This window comes from Lacinutrix sp. MEBiC02404 (assembly GCF_053601575.1).
On the sequence record NZ_JBSHNV010000153.1, the window covers coordinates 254,661 to 271,156 of the forward strand.

Here is a 16,496-nt window from a genome sequence, read left to right on the forward strand (position 1 = left end):
ATAAATGCTAAATAGTTATTTCAATAATTGAGAAAAAGTAATAATATTCCTTACTCTAACAATACAAATCCAGCCCAATAATACGGAGAATATTTTTTCTTCATATCTGCTTGTGCCATTCGTAAAGCTTCATGAATACTTTTTCCTGTAAAACAATATCCATAAAATATTTCAAATAACTCTGCTGTTTGGGCATCAGGTACTTTCCACAAGCTCATAATAATATTTTTCACACCAGCCATTTTAAAAGCACGCTGTAAACCAAAAACACCTTCACTACCATTAATATCCCCCAAGCCCGTTTCACAAGCACTTAAGACAACCAGTTGACAGGCACTCAAATCTAAGTTAGAGATTTCTTTGGCTGTTAATATTCCATCATCAATGACAGAACTTTCAATAGGTTTTCCCCAATAATTATTAACACCAGCGAATACTAACCCAGATCTTAGCATAGGGTCTTCAGAAGCCTTATAAAAGGAAGCTTTTGTTAATCCCTGGTTTTCGTAATTTATTGGAAAACCTTGTTTTACAGACAAATCTGTTTTAAGGTTTTCGAAAAAGAAACCATGAGTTGCTAAATGCAAAATATAATTATCCGTTTCACCGTCTAACTTTAGAATACTAGATTTTGTGGCTTGCTTCCCATTAATAATCTGCGATTTGAAGCCAAAAGAATCACTATTCGCCTTGATAATATTAATTTCATTTTCTGAACCTGATAAATAGCTCCATTTTACTATTCCACTTCCTGATCTCATAGCATAAAGATCATCTTTAGCTTTAGGATTAATAATATCATTAATAAATGCATTAGGATTTGTCTCAGCGTTATCAAAATCAATATCGCCATACAGCAACAACATCAAATCATCATTCTTATCAATAACAAGATCCTTTGACTCCAACAAAGCAGCAGAAGAACCTAGTATATGTACCTCATATTTTCCACCTAAAGTTTTACTGTCGGAGATAGGTATAGCGGAAAAATTTATCTGGTGACCCAGTGATGACGGTATTATATACAAGGTTTTAATGTTATTTAGACTTCCCAGAAATGGTTCTAAATAGAAATTTCTAAGGATAAATGAAGAGTACAACGAATCAATCTCACTAGAAGATTTCATTTCATTTAAATCCGTTATTTCTGAATTAGTAAATAAAGATTTATATACAGGGAAGTCAAACTCTTTATTTACCAGAAAAGCACTAAAAATCTTGTAATCTATATTTTCTAATTTATCTCCATATGAAACATCAACGAAATTAATAATTGCTTCATCAGGTTTTAATTTTTTAAACAAATCCTCCCAACTTACAGCAAATTCATCCTCTAAACTTAAATTTGATTTTGCTAAATTTGTTATTTCTTTTTCTAATTTGAAATTCTCATTAATTATTACTTCATAATCTTTTGTTCTTGATAAAATCGATTGATTTTCTAATTTGAATATGTATTTTTTATTTTCAATATATCTTTGATATTTTTCTGATAATTCTTCATTTAATTCACTCTTAATTCTGTCTTTAATAATTTGGAAATTTTTTAAGGAAAGGTTTTTCACCAATATTTCATTTTCAAAAGCTCCAATATTGATATATTTATTCTGGTTGGTAAATTTATTAAGATACTCCAAAGGTACTAAGATATTATTTTGATATTTCAGTTTGTAAAGTGCCAATTCTTCAGAGTTTGTAAATGAAGAAACATCTATAATTTTTCCTTTAAAAATCTCAAAAGTGCGATTAATATAAAATTGTCCTTTTTGTAAATTATCCGTATCATAATAAAGTCTTGACAATAATAATAGATTATAGTTATATATATCACTATTCTCACCAACCGTTTTTCTAATAAGTTCTAATGACTTAAGATATAAGTTTTCAGATTCAATTAATTTATCATTTTTATGCAAGGTCATGGCTAGATTAAATATTGAATTGGCATAAGCGTAAGAATTTTCACCAAACTTGATTTCCCTAAAAATCATTGCTTTCCGAAGTATTTTTTCTGATTCATCGTATTTTTTCTGATTTTGATATATAACACCAAGTCTATTTAAAAAATCTCCATATAATTCATCATTCTCATCAAATTCACTATTCATTATTTCTAATCCCTCCAACCAAAGCTCTTCTGCCATTTCATAATTGTCAGCAAAAAAATAGGCTGCTCCTAAACTATTTAGAGAATTCAAATATGGTATACTTTCGGTTCCAAATGTATTTTTATATATTTCGAATGCTTCTTGCATTAATTTTAATGCTTTATCATAACTACCTATGTTTTGATAGAACTTAGAAAGAGCTTGTAAGGAAATACCATAAGTATTGCTCATTTCTCCAACAGTGTTTTTTTTAATTTCAAGTGATTCTAATAAAAGCATTTCTGCTTTATGATATTCTTTTAATTGATAATATGTCTCGGCCAAATTTCTTGAAAATTTCGCGTAACTTACAGTATTCTCTCCCCGTAAGCTTTTTTCAAATTCTAAAGCCTTTAAAAAAAGCTTTTCAGATTCAATTACTCTTCCTGTACTTTGGTATATTAATCCAAGGTTAGCTATAATTTGTGCGGTACTTATATTCTTTTCTCCGACTGAATACTTTAAAATTCCCAATGCCTCTAAGTATAATTTTTCGGCTTCAATGTATTTAGACTGATCGGAATAAAATAATCCTAGGTTACCCAAACTTATAGCATAATTCTCATGTGTTTCACCAAAATGAGTTTTAGCATATTCAACATTTCTCAAGTAATACACTTCAGCTTTAGAAAATTCACCTAAATTTCTATGAACGGCAGCTAATTTACTAATTAGACTGTAATAGGCTCCATTACTTTCGCCTCTGGTTTTAATTAAACCAAGGAGATCTAAATATAATGGTTTAGCCTCCAGGTATTTACCTTGTATATAATAAATATAAGCTAATGTGTTAAGTGTTGTTTCTGAAAATTGCTTATTCCCTTCAGGATACTTTTTACTCAATTCTAAAACTTTATTATAAGTGTTTTCCGCTTCTATATATTTTTCTTGCAAATAGTAGAGATATCCCAAGGAATTAAGATATTTAAAATATTTGCTATCATATTCTGGAACTATTTTTTCTTTAATATTTATGAGTTCAATATATGATGATTCAGCTAAAGTATATTTGTTAAGGTTAAAATATGTTGTAGCTAAATCAGAAAGTCGAAACATATATTGTTCATAATCATTTGGGGATAAATTCTTAGAAATGTTTAAAGATTGTTTTAATAAAGACTCAGACTTAATATAGTGTCCTTGTTCTTGGCATAAAAAACCAAGGTTATTCATTATTGTTCCCTTTAGGACTGAGATTTTAGAATCAAAGCTTTCTGTGACTTCTAAAGCGTTTATAAATAACTGCCCGGCTTTTAAGTAATCTTTTAAATTTAAATAATATAGTCCAAAATCATTAAGTGAATTAGCTAATCTAAGATTATTTGCTCCAAACACTTTCTCATAATTTGTTTTTGACTCATTATAAAAAAACTCGACTTTATCCTTCTGTTCATATTTTAAGGATTTAAATATTAAGGAATCTAAGGATTTAAAATAATAGCTAATATTTAAAGTGTCTTTTAAATTTGAATATTCTTCAATATTTAAATTTGCATGATTTACAACTTTAGTATATGCATTCTGACTATAATATATCTCAAGACTATCTGAACTTAATTGCGCTTTTAAATTCATAATGAAACATAAATTCAAAAATATCAAACAAACTGATATTGATTTTCTTTTAAACATTCTTTACATTTCTAACTTCTTCCATATTTCCAAAGCCTTATCTTCCATTTCCAGATTATAATAAGCAATCGCCATAATTCGTTGAGCACCTCTACTATTTTGTTGTTCTTTTGAAAGTTCATTTATTTTCCCAATAGCAGCCATGGCATTACCCAAAAGATCAAAGACACAGGCAAGATTAATATAGCTTTGAGTATAAGTATCATCAAGGCTAATGGCTTTTTCAAAATCTTTTTGGGCTCGTTTCAATAAATCTTCCATTAATTGGTAACTAGCCTCATCTAAACTACGTTCTTGTGATGGCTGTTCCAATCGACTATTTATATCAATCCCTAATGGATATAGAAAACGTTCCGGATTTTTATAGGCTTCTCTACTTAATGGCTTATACTTTAAAGCTTTTAATGTTCTGCTCACCCCTAGATTATTATAATTCTCTCTGGATGGAAAATAGCTATTTAGAGTTTCAAAATTTGAAATAGCTTGATCATAATCCCCTTTATTATTGGCTGCAATGCCTTCTAAAAAAAGGATGTAAAGTTCATTAATTTTTTGTTGGGCTTGTAAATTTATAGCCTTACGCTCTTTTTTAGTTGGGTAGCCATCGTCACTGTCTACTAATTCATAATAATTATAGATAGCATCTAGCAATTCAGGATATACATCAAATGGTTTATATCCAGCCATACAGGAATAAAATAAACCCTTGTGATCTGCCTCTGTTTCTATTGCCAATTTTTCATTTTTAGAAAAAGCCTTCAATTTATTGCTAAACTCATTATCCTTTTTTCTAACAGCAAAAGCAAAATCTGTACAAAAGGTATGGTCATTATAGTAATGTGCTAATTCATGAGCAATAATAATGGCTAGTGCGCTATCACTATCTGCTCCAAAACGATTACAAATTATTAATAATTTTTTATCAACACTAATTGTTGGGACAGGTTCGGCAAAGTATATGGCAGGTGTTCTTCTCTCTTTTGTTGAAGTAATTTTAAGGTTAGGCGCTGTTTTAGAATTGCCATAAGCCGCTACTAATTTATTAAATACCACAGTTATTTGCTCTTTTTCATTCAAATTTGTTTGAGCAAATGATATATTAAAAACTAAAAATATAAAATACAATAACGGTTTATTCATTTTCAAAAATAATTTTTTCCAATTCTTCAACTATGGTTTCGTCTTTTACAACAACCAATTTTGCAGGAGAATTAGTCTTTATAATATGATAAAAGGCATCATCAATCTTCAAGTAAAAATCAACATCATTTAAATGAATAAAATGAAATTTCTGATTTGTATTTTCTAGATTGAGAGTCAATTGGTTATTATCATAAACATAGGTGTTTTCTAACAGTTTTAAGTTATCTAATTCATTTTTATATAACGAATCATTTTCATAAGTATCATCATTTAATATATCTTTTATAGAAACAATCCTATTAGTATAATCTTTAAAAATAAGTTCAACTTGCTGATCTTTCTCATTTGAAATGTAGCCCATTCCTTGATTTTCTAAAATAGATACTGTTTGATTTGAGGTTTCAACATTAGCTAAAACAGGATCAATACTATCGGTACTATCAAAAGATTTGAAATAAAATATACCAGCCATAATTAAGACACTAGCTGCAACAGCATACTTTATCCATGATAAAGAAACTACACGTGATTTCCTTGAATTATATTCATTACTTTCCTCTGACACATGGGTGTGTAATTGTGGTATTTCTTTTTTATTTTTAACTCCTTCAAGTTCTGTATCCCAGGCACTAAACTGCTCCTTTAAATCAGTCCGAGCCTTTTTTTTTAAAGCAGTTTCTAGTGTAGATTCTGCAATCACAAAAGCTGCACGTTGGTCCATTTCATCTAAATCCCCAACGATACGTTGACGCTCAGTTTTGGTGATTACAGCTTTTAACTGCTGCAATGCAATTATTTTATTATCTAAAACAGAATCCTCTTTACGTAATAACTCAATAATAGATTTCTTGTTTTTCCCTAAAACAAAATCTTCTGCAAGATCAGTCATAAAAGTATCGTGTAAATCGTCTAATTGACTTATTACATGCTCAGGGTCTCTTAACTTCATCCTGTATAGTTCTGCATATAGAGGTTTAGGATCCAATTCATATAATAAAAACCCATTAAAAATAGATTCCCATTTTATAGTGGTATCAGTTACCTCTAATCCTTGCTCCTGAAAAACTGGTTCTAATATTAATTTAATATGTGATATTAATGGTGTCATTTTATGCATTCAATTCATTATAAGCTAGTTTTTCTAAACGCTTTTGGCATTTTGCTTTTTGATTTTTTGTGTTTGCCGAGTTAGTATATCCAAAGTGCTCTGTTAATTCTAACATAGACTTTCTATGGTACCAAAATAAAACAAGTAATTCATAACATTTTCCTCCACTATTTTTCAATACTTGTAATGCAGCCTCGAGTGCAGTAAACTGTTCTTCTTTTTCATTACTTAAATCATCTAAATCGTCTTGAATTCTAGGGTCGTATTGTTCGTTAATTGAATCAACATCCAAGTATTCATAGGCTTCAAAATTCAATTGTTTTCCTACAGCCTTAAATTTGTTTAATACTTGAAATCGACAAACTGAATTTAAATAAGTTTGTAATGAACATGTTAATACAAAACCCCCTTTTACAATTTTTTCATATAAAATCAGCATCACATCCTGATAAACATCACCTAATTCTTCTTCCTTGATCTTACTTCCAAAAGTCATTTTTCTCATAAACAATACGCAGTAGTCTTTATGTGTTTTATATATATAACCTAGGTAATCTTTGTCTTGTTTTACTAATTCAACGAGTTCCTGATCTGTCAACTTTGTAATATTCATACTGCTAATTCACTTAAATTTAGGATAAACATATCATTGTAGTCTATGTCCTAAAAATAGATAAATAAGATGAAATAGCATAACAAATGGTCAAATACTACCTTTTTACGAGTTATACATATATTGAACAAGCTTTTAACTTATTTACAATCTCATTTTTTTTTACAAGAATGACAACATTCCAAACCAAAATGTTCTAATGTAACAGTGTCAATACTATGTAACGTACTTCTATATGTCCATTTAAAATAATCAATAAGTGCATTATTAAGGGCTTTCTTAATACGTTTGGATATGGCAAACATTTTTTTTACTCTATCCACTCCATAGTTGGTAATAAATTCTGGTGTAAATAACTCTGAAATTTTATTCGCTATTTCTGTATCGCTTCTTTGTAATAAATAATCAAATTTTGACAATGTTCTAGTTACACTGCATTGAAAATGAAAATCGTAATCTTTTTTTAAATCTTCAATATTTTGCAAAAATGTATTGTAATCAAATTCAGAATCTTCCTTCTCTATCGATGAATTAGGTATCTCTTCAATCAAACTGTACTTTTCATTTAATCTAGTTACATCATATTTTAAAGGAAATATATTATTATATCTGAAAACAACAACACTTACATCTAATATCCCATTTAAATATTGTTCAGCATAATTTTCAGTTTTAAACCAGCTTCTATAATCCTCTATGGCAACATCACCTAGCTCTCTAATTTCTTGTGGTATATTAAAATTTAAAAAATCTTTTCTTAAAAAAGAACAAGTAGATGACAAATGATACTTAAGTTTTCTTTTGGTTTCAAAAACATACTTTTTATCATCTTTTTGCTTTGGCACATAATTCAAATAACGGTCCATTTGTTCCTTGTTGTTTTCAAACAATAATTTAAAATTAAATAAATATTTTAACTCAACACTACTAAATATATAGTAAAGCTTTTGATCATTTAATATATGCTTCATAAAGAGTTGCTGACTCACTTTTGTTTTTAAATCTATTTTTCTACTTAATTTACTATATGTGTGTTTTGTTAGATAAGCCATAATTAGATATGTTTTATTATTTATCTATTAATAGCATAATCATAAAAAGGTAACCCAGATATCTAAAAAAATTAATTTGAATAAGCATCCATATAACCGACATAAATATTTTTTTTTGAATATTCATTAAATATCGTAGCCCTAATCAAAGTGGAATCAACATTTGTTTCTTCTACTATTGCAACCTTTACAACACTCCTTATGTCAGCAGTATTCTTTATATATTTCAAATTATAAGACAGAATGTTTGTCGTAGAGTTTTCAATTTCGAAATCGTTCTTTATTTTAATATCTGATATGATACCATAAGCCAAGACTTTAAATTGCGGGTGCAATTTGGCAAAATAAAAATCTTGAGCTCCCTCAATAATATATATTGAAAAACGAATCTGGTTACTTACTAATGTTTCGCTGATTTCTTTACCGTTTGAAATAACTTTAGTACGATATACTGCTCAAAACAATAAGATTATCCTGTGCAAAAAGGGAATTTCAACCAATTAATAAAATAATAGTATTTAGTTTCATTTGTTCTGAAAGCTTTTGTTAGCGTAATTTTGTTTAACTAAAAGAATAGAATCTAAAGCTGCTCTAAAAGTTGTGAGCCCATTTGACGCGCTGAACTATTTAAAATAAAGTGATAATCTGTAGCTCCAGACTCTTTTAACCACTTTTCCCAGATATAAGTAATCTTTTTAGTTTGTAAGATGTCCAAAGAGTTTTTACTTTCAATACCCGATACAATCCAGTTCACATGACTACTTAAAGTTATTGGAATTAGACCATAATCTTTTTCATTTGCTATGGACACCCAATCAACTCCTTTTAGTTCCTTCAAAAATTGTGTTGATGTGAATCTGTTTTCAGCCTTTAAAACATGATCTTTTTTCTCAAAATCAAAATATCCATCTGTTATAATTAGAGCTACATTATTATAACCATTTTTCTCAAAGCTATTACCTGTATTTAACAAATAACTCCAGATATCGACACCAAAATAGTCTTGATTTGTTTCACCATATTTACTAACATTCAATAACTCCTGTAAAGTGCTTGGCAAAGTCGATGCAAAAATACTTATAACCGTATTTTTATCTTTTACAGCAACTTCATCTAAATATATTTGCAACTTATTTTCATAATAATTTACATTTAAAGGACTCCCATTTTGTGGTATGATTTTTACTGAGAAGCGATCTTTTGAGGTTAATATTAATCCACGTCGCGCTTGTATTTCAAAGACTTTAAACATCTCCTCAATTAATAGTATATCCTTTTCCAACTGATAATCTTGCATTACCCGATCGCTCAAATCAAGAATGATGGTATAATTAAGGGGTGCTCTTTTCCCTTTCTCAAAAGCATGAACAATAGAGTTACTTAATAAAAATATTATTAAAATTATTTTAGTGATTGCGAAAAGTGAATGTGTAGTTTTCATAATAATGAATTTGTTATTTTAATTTGATTTTTAATTAAATGATGGGCTTGTTTTGAATTGTGTAGACATAAAATTTTCATAAGCAACAGTACATGCTTCTTTTTTGTCATTCAATTCTGTTGATCCGTTTAAGAACTGTAACCAACCCATATAAAAACTAGTTAAACTTTGTGAAAGTAAGTCAGGGTTTAACATCGTTCGATCTAGATCTCTTTTTAAATGCTCTATTTGTGATTTTAAAACGGTTATTTGTGATTCCAATTCAATCACTTTTGTCTCTAAAGAAGCTATAAGTCGACGCTCTTCTCTTATTTTTTTCTTTAAACCTTTTGTCAGTAGTTCAGCAGAAATATGAGCATTTTTCTTGTCTTTCTCTTTAATCATTAACTCAAACATATATCCCCAGACTAAGTATGCTAAAAACCCAAAAGCAAGTACAAGGTAGAAATTGATACTAGTTAAAAAATCCCAATCTTCCTCAGCAATTCCAGCCATCACTTTTAAATCATGAATACCTTTATCTATTTTATATGCCAATAATGCATCAACAACTAAAGATCCTAAAATGGCTAATCCGGATTTCAATTTTCTATATTTCCCTTCCATAGTATGTGGTATCATACCTATAGCAAAGAATAAAAAAGCACCTAAATAAACAATAATCAAAGAATAAGAGGGTGTGAAAATTCCCTTAATATCAAAAATAGAATCTAGATACAAAGCGATATCATCTCCTGCTAATTCTATTAAAGTACTCGCATTTCTGAAAAATGAAGCATATATGGCTGACGCATAAAATAAAATCAGGTAAACGGATAACAATACAACCAATGTCATATAAGTATAATGTTTAATAGACTGATACCCCGTATTTATTTTATTAGCAGCTAAGTCTAGTTTCGTTTGTTGTATATCAGAATCGAAATCTTTTATTTTTTCTTTAGAAGAAGGGATCTCTACGGATTCTATATTTCTTCTATTACCTTCAATGCCTTCCTTTTCGTCTTGCTTTAAATCAATTCTTTCTACTATCTGTTGCTTTCTATTTTGATGCTCATTTTCATTATAGGTCTCATCTACAATGTGTCCATCTTTTATCCACTTTAAATAAGTCTTTAATGAAGTAGCATCCCCATTATTTAAACCAGCTTTTTGAATGGCATAGCTTAAAAAATTTTTTACACGCTCTACATTTGTCCCTTGATCGTTAGCAATTATTGAGTTTTCTGATAAATCGGTTGATTCTTTAATTTGTAGTTTCATACGGTTATGTAGTTTTTCTAAAAGTTTCATAAGGTTTAGTTTATCCTTAATAACTGAAACTTTTAAAGGTAACCCCTCATTGTTTTTTATTTTGAATAAAAAATAAAATAAAAGTTTAAAAGCGAAGCTCGATTTTATTTAAAACAGAAACTTAGGTCACCTTGTTTATAATGTACATACTATATAAAATAATGTCCAACAAACAACAAATCATAAATGCCATTAAAGAAATGGATATTCAAAAATTAGAACAACCTTTAGATGACAATCGCTCTTACATGGATGTTACGAAATAGTTATACTTTGAAAAAATAAAGCAACAATTTAACTATAAACTTGTCTATTGGTTATTAACTACTTATAGTTTGACTTATTTAGGTAGTTATGGGTTAAATAGATTAGAAGGCTGGAAAGAAAGTAGTTTAATCATTATGACAGAAACTAAAAATCTTGTTATAGATTGTTCTAGTTGTCATGAATCTTTAGAGTTCAGTTATCTATACATGAAGCATGAAAATGAGTTATTAGAAAAACACAAACCGACGGAAGATCAATATATAAAATCAAAAACAGGTATTGAATATTCATTTATAAGTCATTTAAGAATTCAAGATCTCTATTTAGATATTTTACTAGATAACAATTAGATTGTTTATAGAAAATAAAGAGCTGCAACATTCTATATTATTTCCTATAAAAAACACACAATCCTATTAACCATAATAGATAACATCAAAATCAAGGTAGGCAGGTAATAAGGTGTTCGTCAGTCGTTCCATTTAGTTCCATAAAACATAATCACAAATACTTCTATCGTCGCATTGGTGCTTACCATAAATAGTACCACTGCGGCGACACGTCCTCGTTGGCACTTTTTATTTGTTTTATTGCACACATTCTCTCCTTCCTCACCCATAGCTACTCTTGTGCCTTAAAATCCAAAGCAGTTTTGCGCTATGCGCAAGTTGTAATTATTAAGGCACAACCGCTATTTAATGTTATGCGAGCCTGCGGGTCGCTGCGGCCAAAACCCACAGAAATCTTAACAAAAACAGAATATGCAGTACTTTTAATTCCAATAGATGCATACATTAATAAAAATCCAAATAAAATCTGTGGGCTACGGGTGTCACATTTTTTGACCATCCCATATTGCAAATAAGATAACCCTTAATCCCTGCGTAGGCAGGGACCTCTTCCATGCAAACGGAAACATCAATATAAATAACATCTACCATACAAAAGGGGTATCCCATTTCGCAAACAGCACACAAGAGCAAGGCTTTCATCCGGTCCATGTCATCACCTCTCCATAGTTTTTTAAATAACGGATTGGCTAACTGCATACCACCATAATAAACTCTTGAAAATACATTACATCTATTAGCTACTAATAGCAAACACAAAAGTAAGCCACCAAACCGCAATTGAAAACTATCCCCTAGCCTTCCATGGCCTACTTCAAACCTTGCACTTGCCTAAACAGGTATATTCCGGAATACCATCAAAACACAAACTAACGATAACAAAAAATCAAAAAATCCGCCTCCCTTGCGGTAAACCGTTGCTGTTGTACGCACTTTTGCTCAAAAAGCAACGTGCTATTACCACACCAGCCTTGCTAATCTCGCAGTCGGCTCGCGCCTTTTAGATTACCTGCTTATCAACATAGGAATTCAGAAGAAAATTTTAAAATAGAATCCGATTGCATTAGTAAATGGATTCCAACGATAGAGAGTGTAATATTTAAAATAAAATAAAAAAAGGCCACAAATATAGTTGACTTCCTTCATCCAACGCCATAATGCTATAAAGCTCAAGCCTAAAGGTTTTGAAAAAAATAATACGCCGAAAAAAAGCGTATTATTTTTTTTTAACCTAATCCTAGGCATATTATTTTGTCCAAAAAGCTTGACAGCATTGCCACGCCACCAGAACTATTGTTTTCTTTTTTCCTTTTAAAATAATAGGAAAGGATTTTGTGCTAGAAAGGAAACATTCCGTAATCGAAAAAGCACTCTTTGGTTATTCATTCCGACGCTGAAAAAACTGATGTATACGTTTAGCAAAAACGGAAACGATATAACTAACCACAGCACCGAAAGCTGCCATGATAGCTGTTTTAAAAAGATCCTCAGATGTGATTTGAAACCACACGGAAGAAATGGTACCACCTAGAATAGAAAAGCGAATATGTGAGAAATGTTGTGTCATTAGGATTGCTTACTGGGTCCGGAATCTTTTGGATCCTTGTTAGATTCTTTTGTTGCCTCATGCTTCGGAATCTCCGTGTTTTCATCGATAGTCACTGCTTGACTGACTGCAGTTACAACAGTTCCGGCAACAGTCATATAAGTGGCAACAGTTACTAGGATAGCTGGCAAAGAAATTGGAGCAGCGATGATTGCGCCACCTGCGGTCGCTAATGCGATACCGATATTACGCAAAGTTCTAAAGAACTTTGGCGTTGGTTGTTTATAACGATCTGCTATATTCATAATAATATGTTTTTAAATTAATACCTTATTTCCCCTTCCCTTTGGGAAGGTTCAGGGATGGGCTTTTAATAGTTAATAATACATTTTCGTTTCTATCAAATGCTTGATAGCATAGCGACACCAGTTTTTGAAGTAATACTTTTGAATTAGTACCTTTTCCAATACCGGTTAACTGGCTAATTGGAGCAATACAACCATGAAGATCACGCTTCGCATCATTCGCTGGATGAAGTAGTATCAGACTTCGATCTTTCACATTTATAATGTGTAAGTGATGACCAAATTTTGCCGAATGCCTCGCTTTCAGCGCGTATTTGCCTTCCGGAATACAGGACACACTTCTTTGGTTATTTAACCAAGGCAATTCAATAGCAAAGCCTAAAAACTGACCATTATAGAAGAGAGCACTGTTCGTGCCCTCTTCAAAATAGGTCCTATGTAATAACACATCCATTTAGACGGTATCAATTTTCGCTACAGATAAGGCATTAAATGCACCGTTTTTCAACGGATACATTTGACCATTCACCTCTTGGTAAAACGAAACACCAACTACTTGCAGTACCGGAAGTACAGAACCTGCAGTAAGAGCAACGGTAAGGTTAATAGCAGCAGTATCCACACCATCATATGGAAGAATGGCAGTTTCGGCACTTTCAAAAACAGAAGCTTCATTTACAAAGTCCAATTCTGCAGCACCCATTACAAGTTTGTAATGTGTGGTTCCTCCTGGAGCAGCAATTCGCACCGTTGGTGCAAATGCAGCAATGTCCGCATCCACATCACCAGTTGCGCGATCATATGTGGTCACATATGGCGTGAAAAGTGTCGTACCTAACTTCCCATTCACATTGAATTCAAAGCCTTGCAATAAGTTCATATCGCCATCTTGAATGGTTCGAAGTCCACGATCGTTAATAGCATCCGTTTTTGTGACTGCTACTAAAATTTTTGTCAAACGACTTACCACTCGTTTGTCTTTTGCATTTTGCAAAAGCACACGAATAGCATTTCTTATCACCTTCCCTCCTTTTCCAGAGCGTCCAAATTCAGAACCATTCTCGCGAGTTCTTTGAAACGCAGGATCACTAGCAATACGCTTTGCATCGACACCACCTTTGTAACGCGCAAGGTGTCCGTCTGCGCTTTTGTAAAAAGAAATATCTCCGATAGTTCCTTTTAATTTGATAATACCTGTCTGTCTAGCCATAACTTATAAAATTTTGATTATTAAACAAAAGACAGTAGATTTATAAGAGAAATCAAAAACACACATACATCCATTCCTATTCGTTCGTTTTATGCCATTAGAGTACATATAGACGACTCCAAGATGAGGTATGGACCAAGTATGGATAAAGTATAAAATGAGAATAGTAAGAGCTTGCATATATCCAAAAGACATCCAACGCATCACTGGAAGAAGTGAGCGCTACGGACGTAAGCTTTTAAATGATATTAAAGCCCACTTCGGCAAAAAGTCCTATCAATTTATCACTGCAGAAGAATTTGCAGAATACAGCGGTATCAAAGAAGAAATAGTAAATCAATATCTAGAGACTATTTATTAACTACACCCTTACAGGTATAATTTAATCAAAACACAATGATATCATACCCTAACGGGTATAATATAGTGTAACACTTCATAGCATTTGATACGATTTATGTAGGTTTGAATCTTTATTTTTATTAAATTGTACTAGGTTTAGAAAGTCAATTAAAACCAAACTCGTTCATTTCAAAATGTTACAAATCGGTTACCATTTAAAATTTAAATGGTGAAACCCCAACAATATCAATAGGTTGACGACTGCGTTTGAATCCAGTCGAGGTCACTTTAAAGAATGAGAATTCTAACTAAAACCACTCAATCACTATGATTTGAGTGGTTTTCTGGTTTTAAACATACAATTAACAGAAGCCAATTCTACTTAAATACTTACAATTGAACTAATATCACTTACGTGTAGTCAATGAAACTTCTAAAAGCATACAATAAACAAGTTTTTAAGTACTATTCTAGAGCACTTCGATAAGAAACCACACGACATAGCACAACATAAGAATTCGCCAAATGAGACAGTATTAAAAAGAGAGTTTTAAACACTTATTTGAAGAAAAGTTAATGGACTATAGAATTACAGTTATTAAGGCCATAAAAAAGGCACCCTTAAATGAAGTTTGTTTTCCCTTTTTAGCATTGTGTCTAGTCCTAAATAATCAATACAGATTATTAAAGATTAAAAATAATTAATTAAACCTGAACAATAGATTTATTGTTCAGGTTTTTTGATTTATATGTTTTTCTTTTTAGAATATTTTGTTGATGCATTTTCTCAGGTGTTAGCATATAATTAGATAAATGAGGTCTTTTAGTATTGTAAATTTTAATTGCGTTCTTAATTAAAGCTGTCTTTATAGTCAGTTTAACATCGTGCTTTGCTATATCAAACTCCTGTTTTAAAATACCATTTACACGTTCTGCTATTGCATTTTCATAAGGATCGTATTGTTCTGTCATACTTGGTTTTATAGCACTAGCTTTTAATGTGTTTTGATATTCATCAGAACAATATTGCAAACCTCTGTCAGAATGATGTATTAAAGGTTTTGTTTTGTGTTTTCTATTATTAATAGCCATTTCTAAAGCCAATATTGAACCAGAAGCATTTAAACTATTAGACACATTATACCCCACAATCTTCTTCGAATAAGCATCTGTAACTAAAGCTAGATACGATGGGTTTTTTCTATTTCCTGTGTATGTAATATCACTAACCCAAACTTGTTCTGGTCTTTCAATTTCTAATATATTCACTAGGTTTTTATGTTTTCTAAAACGATGATGAGAGTCTGTTGTAATATGGTAACTTCTTTTGGGTTTTATTAGTAGATGATTAGCTTTTAGTATTCTAAATAGCTTATCTCTTCCAACATTTATTAATTTTAATTTTGTTTTTAGTAAATAATAAAGCTTTCGCGTGCCAAGTTTAGGCATGGTCACACGAACGGATTGTACTAGTGTTATTACTTTTTGTGCGATACTTTGTTTTCTTGTTTTGGATTGTATCTGTCTATAGTAAACCTGTCTGCTAATCCCGAGTAAATAACAGGTAGAAACTACTGTTTCTTGGTGTGCTTCTTTGAAGCGGTCAATAACTCGGGTTTGTAATTTTTTCGCACATCGATGTTATATTCTTTTTCAGCCATATCGACCATCATATCAAAAAGAATCACTTTTTTATCTGCACGCTCTACTAAATATTCAGCTCTTGCTTTCTGCTTTTCTAAAAGTTTTACTTGTTGTTCTAATTCTAAAATACGTTGTTCTGGAGTTTTAGACATACTTGTGAGTGATTGTTGTTGCCAATCAAAGTTACCATATTTTTTTAACCATCGAGTGATTGTAGAACCAGCTTGGATCCCATATTTGTCGCATGCTTGGCTTCTGGTTAGAAATCCTTGCTCGATTTCCATGACAACTTCTAACTTAAAAGAAAGAGAGTAATCCTTTTGAGTACGCTTGACGTAGTCCGTCTTTTCTATTGGTTTCATTACACTAAGGTTTTAGTGTATCGCTATTTCAGGACGTGACA

Annotated in this window: 15 protein-coding genes; 2 read left to right on the forward strand and 13 right to left on the reverse strand. The window is 31.0% G+C overall.

From position 1 onward, the window contains the following. Window positions 1–50: 50 nt before the first annotated feature. From ACVCXO_RS07515 to ACVCXO_RS07545, 7 genes are all read right to left on the reverse strand, one after another. Window positions 51–3,722 (reverse strand): CHAT domain-containing protein, encoded by a 3,672-nt coding sequence (locus tag ACVCXO_RS07515; RefSeq protein ID WP_452228976.1) that lies wholly within the window; start codon window positions 3,720–3,722, stop codon window positions 51–53. A gap of 60 nt (window positions 3,723–3,782) precedes the next feature. After that, window positions 3,783–4,949: a hypothetical protein gene (locus ACVCXO_RS07520; protein WP_452228977.1), complete on the reverse strand. Its 1,167-nt coding sequence runs from the start codon at window positions 4,947–4,949 to the stop codon at window positions 3,783–3,785. Beyond that, window positions 4,912–6,030: a hypothetical protein gene (locus ACVCXO_RS07525; RefSeq protein WP_452228978.1), complete on the reverse strand. Its 1,119-nt coding sequence runs from the start codon at window positions 6,028–6,030 to the stop codon at window positions 4,912–4,914. The genes ACVCXO_RS07520 and ACVCXO_RS07525 overlap by 38 nt, the downstream gene beginning before the upstream one ends. A gap of 1 nt (window position 6,031) precedes the next feature. Beyond that, a complete protein-coding gene (locus ACVCXO_RS07530; protein ID WP_452228979.1) occupies window positions 6,032–6,643 on the reverse strand; it encodes a sigma-70 family RNA polymerase sigma factor in 612 nt (203 codons plus the stop codon). A 152-nt stretch (window positions 6,644–6,795) separates the two neighbouring features. After that, the gene (locus ACVCXO_RS07535; RefSeq protein ID WP_452228980.1) at window positions 6,796–7,695 is read right to left on the reverse strand and encodes a hypothetical protein; all 900 of its coding nucleotides are present in this window, start codon (window positions 7,693–7,695) and stop codon (window positions 6,796–6,798) included. A 580-nt stretch (window positions 7,696–8,275) separates the two neighbouring features. Further along, window positions 8,276–9,136, reverse strand: coding sequence for a hypothetical protein (locus ACVCXO_RS07540; protein ID WP_452228981.1), 861 nt, complete (start codon window positions 9,134–9,136; stop codon window positions 8,276–8,278). 30 nt (window positions 9,137–9,166) lie between these two features. Continuing rightward, window positions 9,167–10,429, reverse strand: a complete 1,263-nt coding sequence (locus tag ACVCXO_RS07545) for a hypothetical protein (protein ID WP_452228982.1) — start codon at window positions 10,427–10,429, stop codon at window positions 9,167–9,169. A 335-nt stretch (window positions 10,430–10,764) separates the two neighbouring features. Here ACVCXO_RS07545 and ACVCXO_RS07550 point away from each other — a divergent pair, with 335 nt between their 5' ends. Beyond that, on the forward strand, window positions 10,765–11,046 hold the full coding sequence (locus ACVCXO_RS07550; RefSeq protein WP_452228983.1) for a hypothetical protein: 282 nt from the start codon (window positions 10,765–10,767) through the stop codon (window positions 11,044–11,046). Window positions 11,047–12,424: 1,378 nt separating this feature from the next. Here ACVCXO_RS07550 and ACVCXO_RS07555 read toward each other — a convergent pair. The 4 genes from ACVCXO_RS07555 to ACVCXO_RS07570 are packed head-to-tail and all read right to left on the reverse strand — an operon-like array spanning window position 12,425 to window position 14,107. Next, window positions 12,425–12,613 (reverse strand): hypothetical protein, encoded by a 189-nt coding sequence (locus ACVCXO_RS07555; RefSeq protein WP_452228984.1) that lies wholly within the window; start codon window positions 12,611–12,613, stop codon window positions 12,425–12,427. Continuing rightward, the gene (locus ACVCXO_RS07560; protein WP_452228985.1) at window positions 12,613–12,897 is read right to left on the reverse strand and encodes a hypothetical protein; all 285 of its coding nucleotides are present in this window, start codon (window positions 12,895–12,897) and stop codon (window positions 12,613–12,615) included. The genes ACVCXO_RS07555 and ACVCXO_RS07560 overlap by 1 nt, the downstream gene beginning before the upstream one ends. A gap of 25 nt (window positions 12,898–12,922) precedes the next feature. Beyond that, the gene (locus ACVCXO_RS07565; protein ID WP_452228986.1) at window positions 12,923–13,351 is read right to left on the reverse strand and encodes a DUF5675 family protein; all 429 of its coding nucleotides are present in this window, start codon (window positions 13,349–13,351) and stop codon (window positions 12,923–12,925) included. After that, entirely contained in the window at window positions 13,352–14,107 is a 756-nt protein-coding gene (locus ACVCXO_RS07570; RefSeq protein ID WP_452228987.1) for a hypothetical protein, read from the reverse strand. It lies immediately after the preceding gene. 157 nt (window positions 14,108–14,264) lie between these two features. Here ACVCXO_RS07570 and ACVCXO_RS07575 point away from each other — a divergent pair, with 157 nt between their 5' ends. Beyond that, window positions 14,265–14,468, forward strand: coding sequence for a hypothetical protein (locus ACVCXO_RS07575; RefSeq protein WP_055435793.1), 204 nt, complete (start codon window positions 14,265–14,267; stop codon window positions 14,466–14,468). Between the two features lie 686 nt (window positions 14,469–15,154). Here ACVCXO_RS07575 and ACVCXO_RS07580 read toward each other — a convergent pair. Both ACVCXO_RS07580 and ACVCXO_RS07585 read right to left on the reverse strand, forming a co-directional pair. After that, window positions 15,155–16,057, reverse strand: coding sequence for an IS3 family transposase (locus ACVCXO_RS07580; protein ID WP_452228993.1), 903 nt, complete (start codon window positions 16,055–16,057; stop codon window positions 15,155–15,157). After that, window positions 16,021–16,455, reverse strand: coding sequence for a helix-turn-helix domain-containing protein (locus ACVCXO_RS07585; protein WP_452228988.1), 435 nt, complete (start codon window positions 16,453–16,455; stop codon window positions 16,021–16,023). The genes ACVCXO_RS07580 and ACVCXO_RS07585 overlap by 37 nt, the downstream gene beginning before the upstream one ends. Window positions 16,456–16,496: the final 41 nt, after the last annotated feature.

Bases quoted from the DNA above. Each gene is read 5' to 3' on its own strand.
- ACVCXO_RS07515 (WP_452228976.1), bottom strand. From the start codon at position 3,722: ATGAATTTAAAAGCGCAATTAAGTTCAGATAGTCTTGAGATATATTAT.
- ACVCXO_RS07525 (WP_452228978.1), bottom strand. From the start codon at position 6,030: ATGACACCATTAATATCACATATTAAATTAATATTAGAACCAGTTTTT.
- ACVCXO_RS07530 (WP_452228979.1), bottom strand. From the start codon at position 6,643: ATGAATATTACAAAGTTGACAGATCAGGAACTCGTTGAATTAGTAAAA.
- ACVCXO_RS07535 (WP_452228980.1), bottom strand. From the start codon at position 7,695: ATGGCTTATCTAACAAAACACACATATAGTAAATTAAGTAGAAAAATA.
- ACVCXO_RS07540 (WP_452228981.1), bottom strand. From the start codon at position 9,136: ATGAAAACTACACATTCACTTTTCGCAATCACTAAAATAATTTTAATA.
- ACVCXO_RS07545 (WP_452228982.1), bottom strand. From the start codon at position 10,429: ATGAAACTTTTAGAAAAACTACATAACCGTATGAAACTACAAATTAAA.
- ACVCXO_RS07555 (WP_452228984.1), bottom strand. From the start codon at position 12,613: ATGACACAACATTTCTCACATATTCGCTTTTCTATTCTAGGTGGTACC.
- ACVCXO_RS07560 (WP_452228985.1), bottom strand. From the start codon at position 12,897: ATGAATATAGCAGATCGTTATAAACAACCAACGCCAAAGTTCTTTAGA.
- ACVCXO_RS07565 (WP_452228986.1), bottom strand. From the start codon at position 13,351: ATGGATGTGTTATTACATAGGACCTATTTTGAAGAGGGCACGAACAGT.
- ACVCXO_RS07570 (WP_452228987.1), bottom strand. From the start codon at position 14,107: ATGGCTAGACAGACAGGTATTATCAAATTAAAAGGAACTATCGGAGAT.
- ACVCXO_RS07575 (WP_055435793.1), top strand. From the start codon at position 14,265: ATGAGAATAGTAAGAGCTTGCATATATCCAAAAGACATCCAACGCATC.
- ACVCXO_RS07585 (WP_452228988.1), bottom strand. From the start codon at position 16,455: ATGAAACCAATAGAAAAGACGGACTACGTCAAGCGTACTCAAAAGGAT.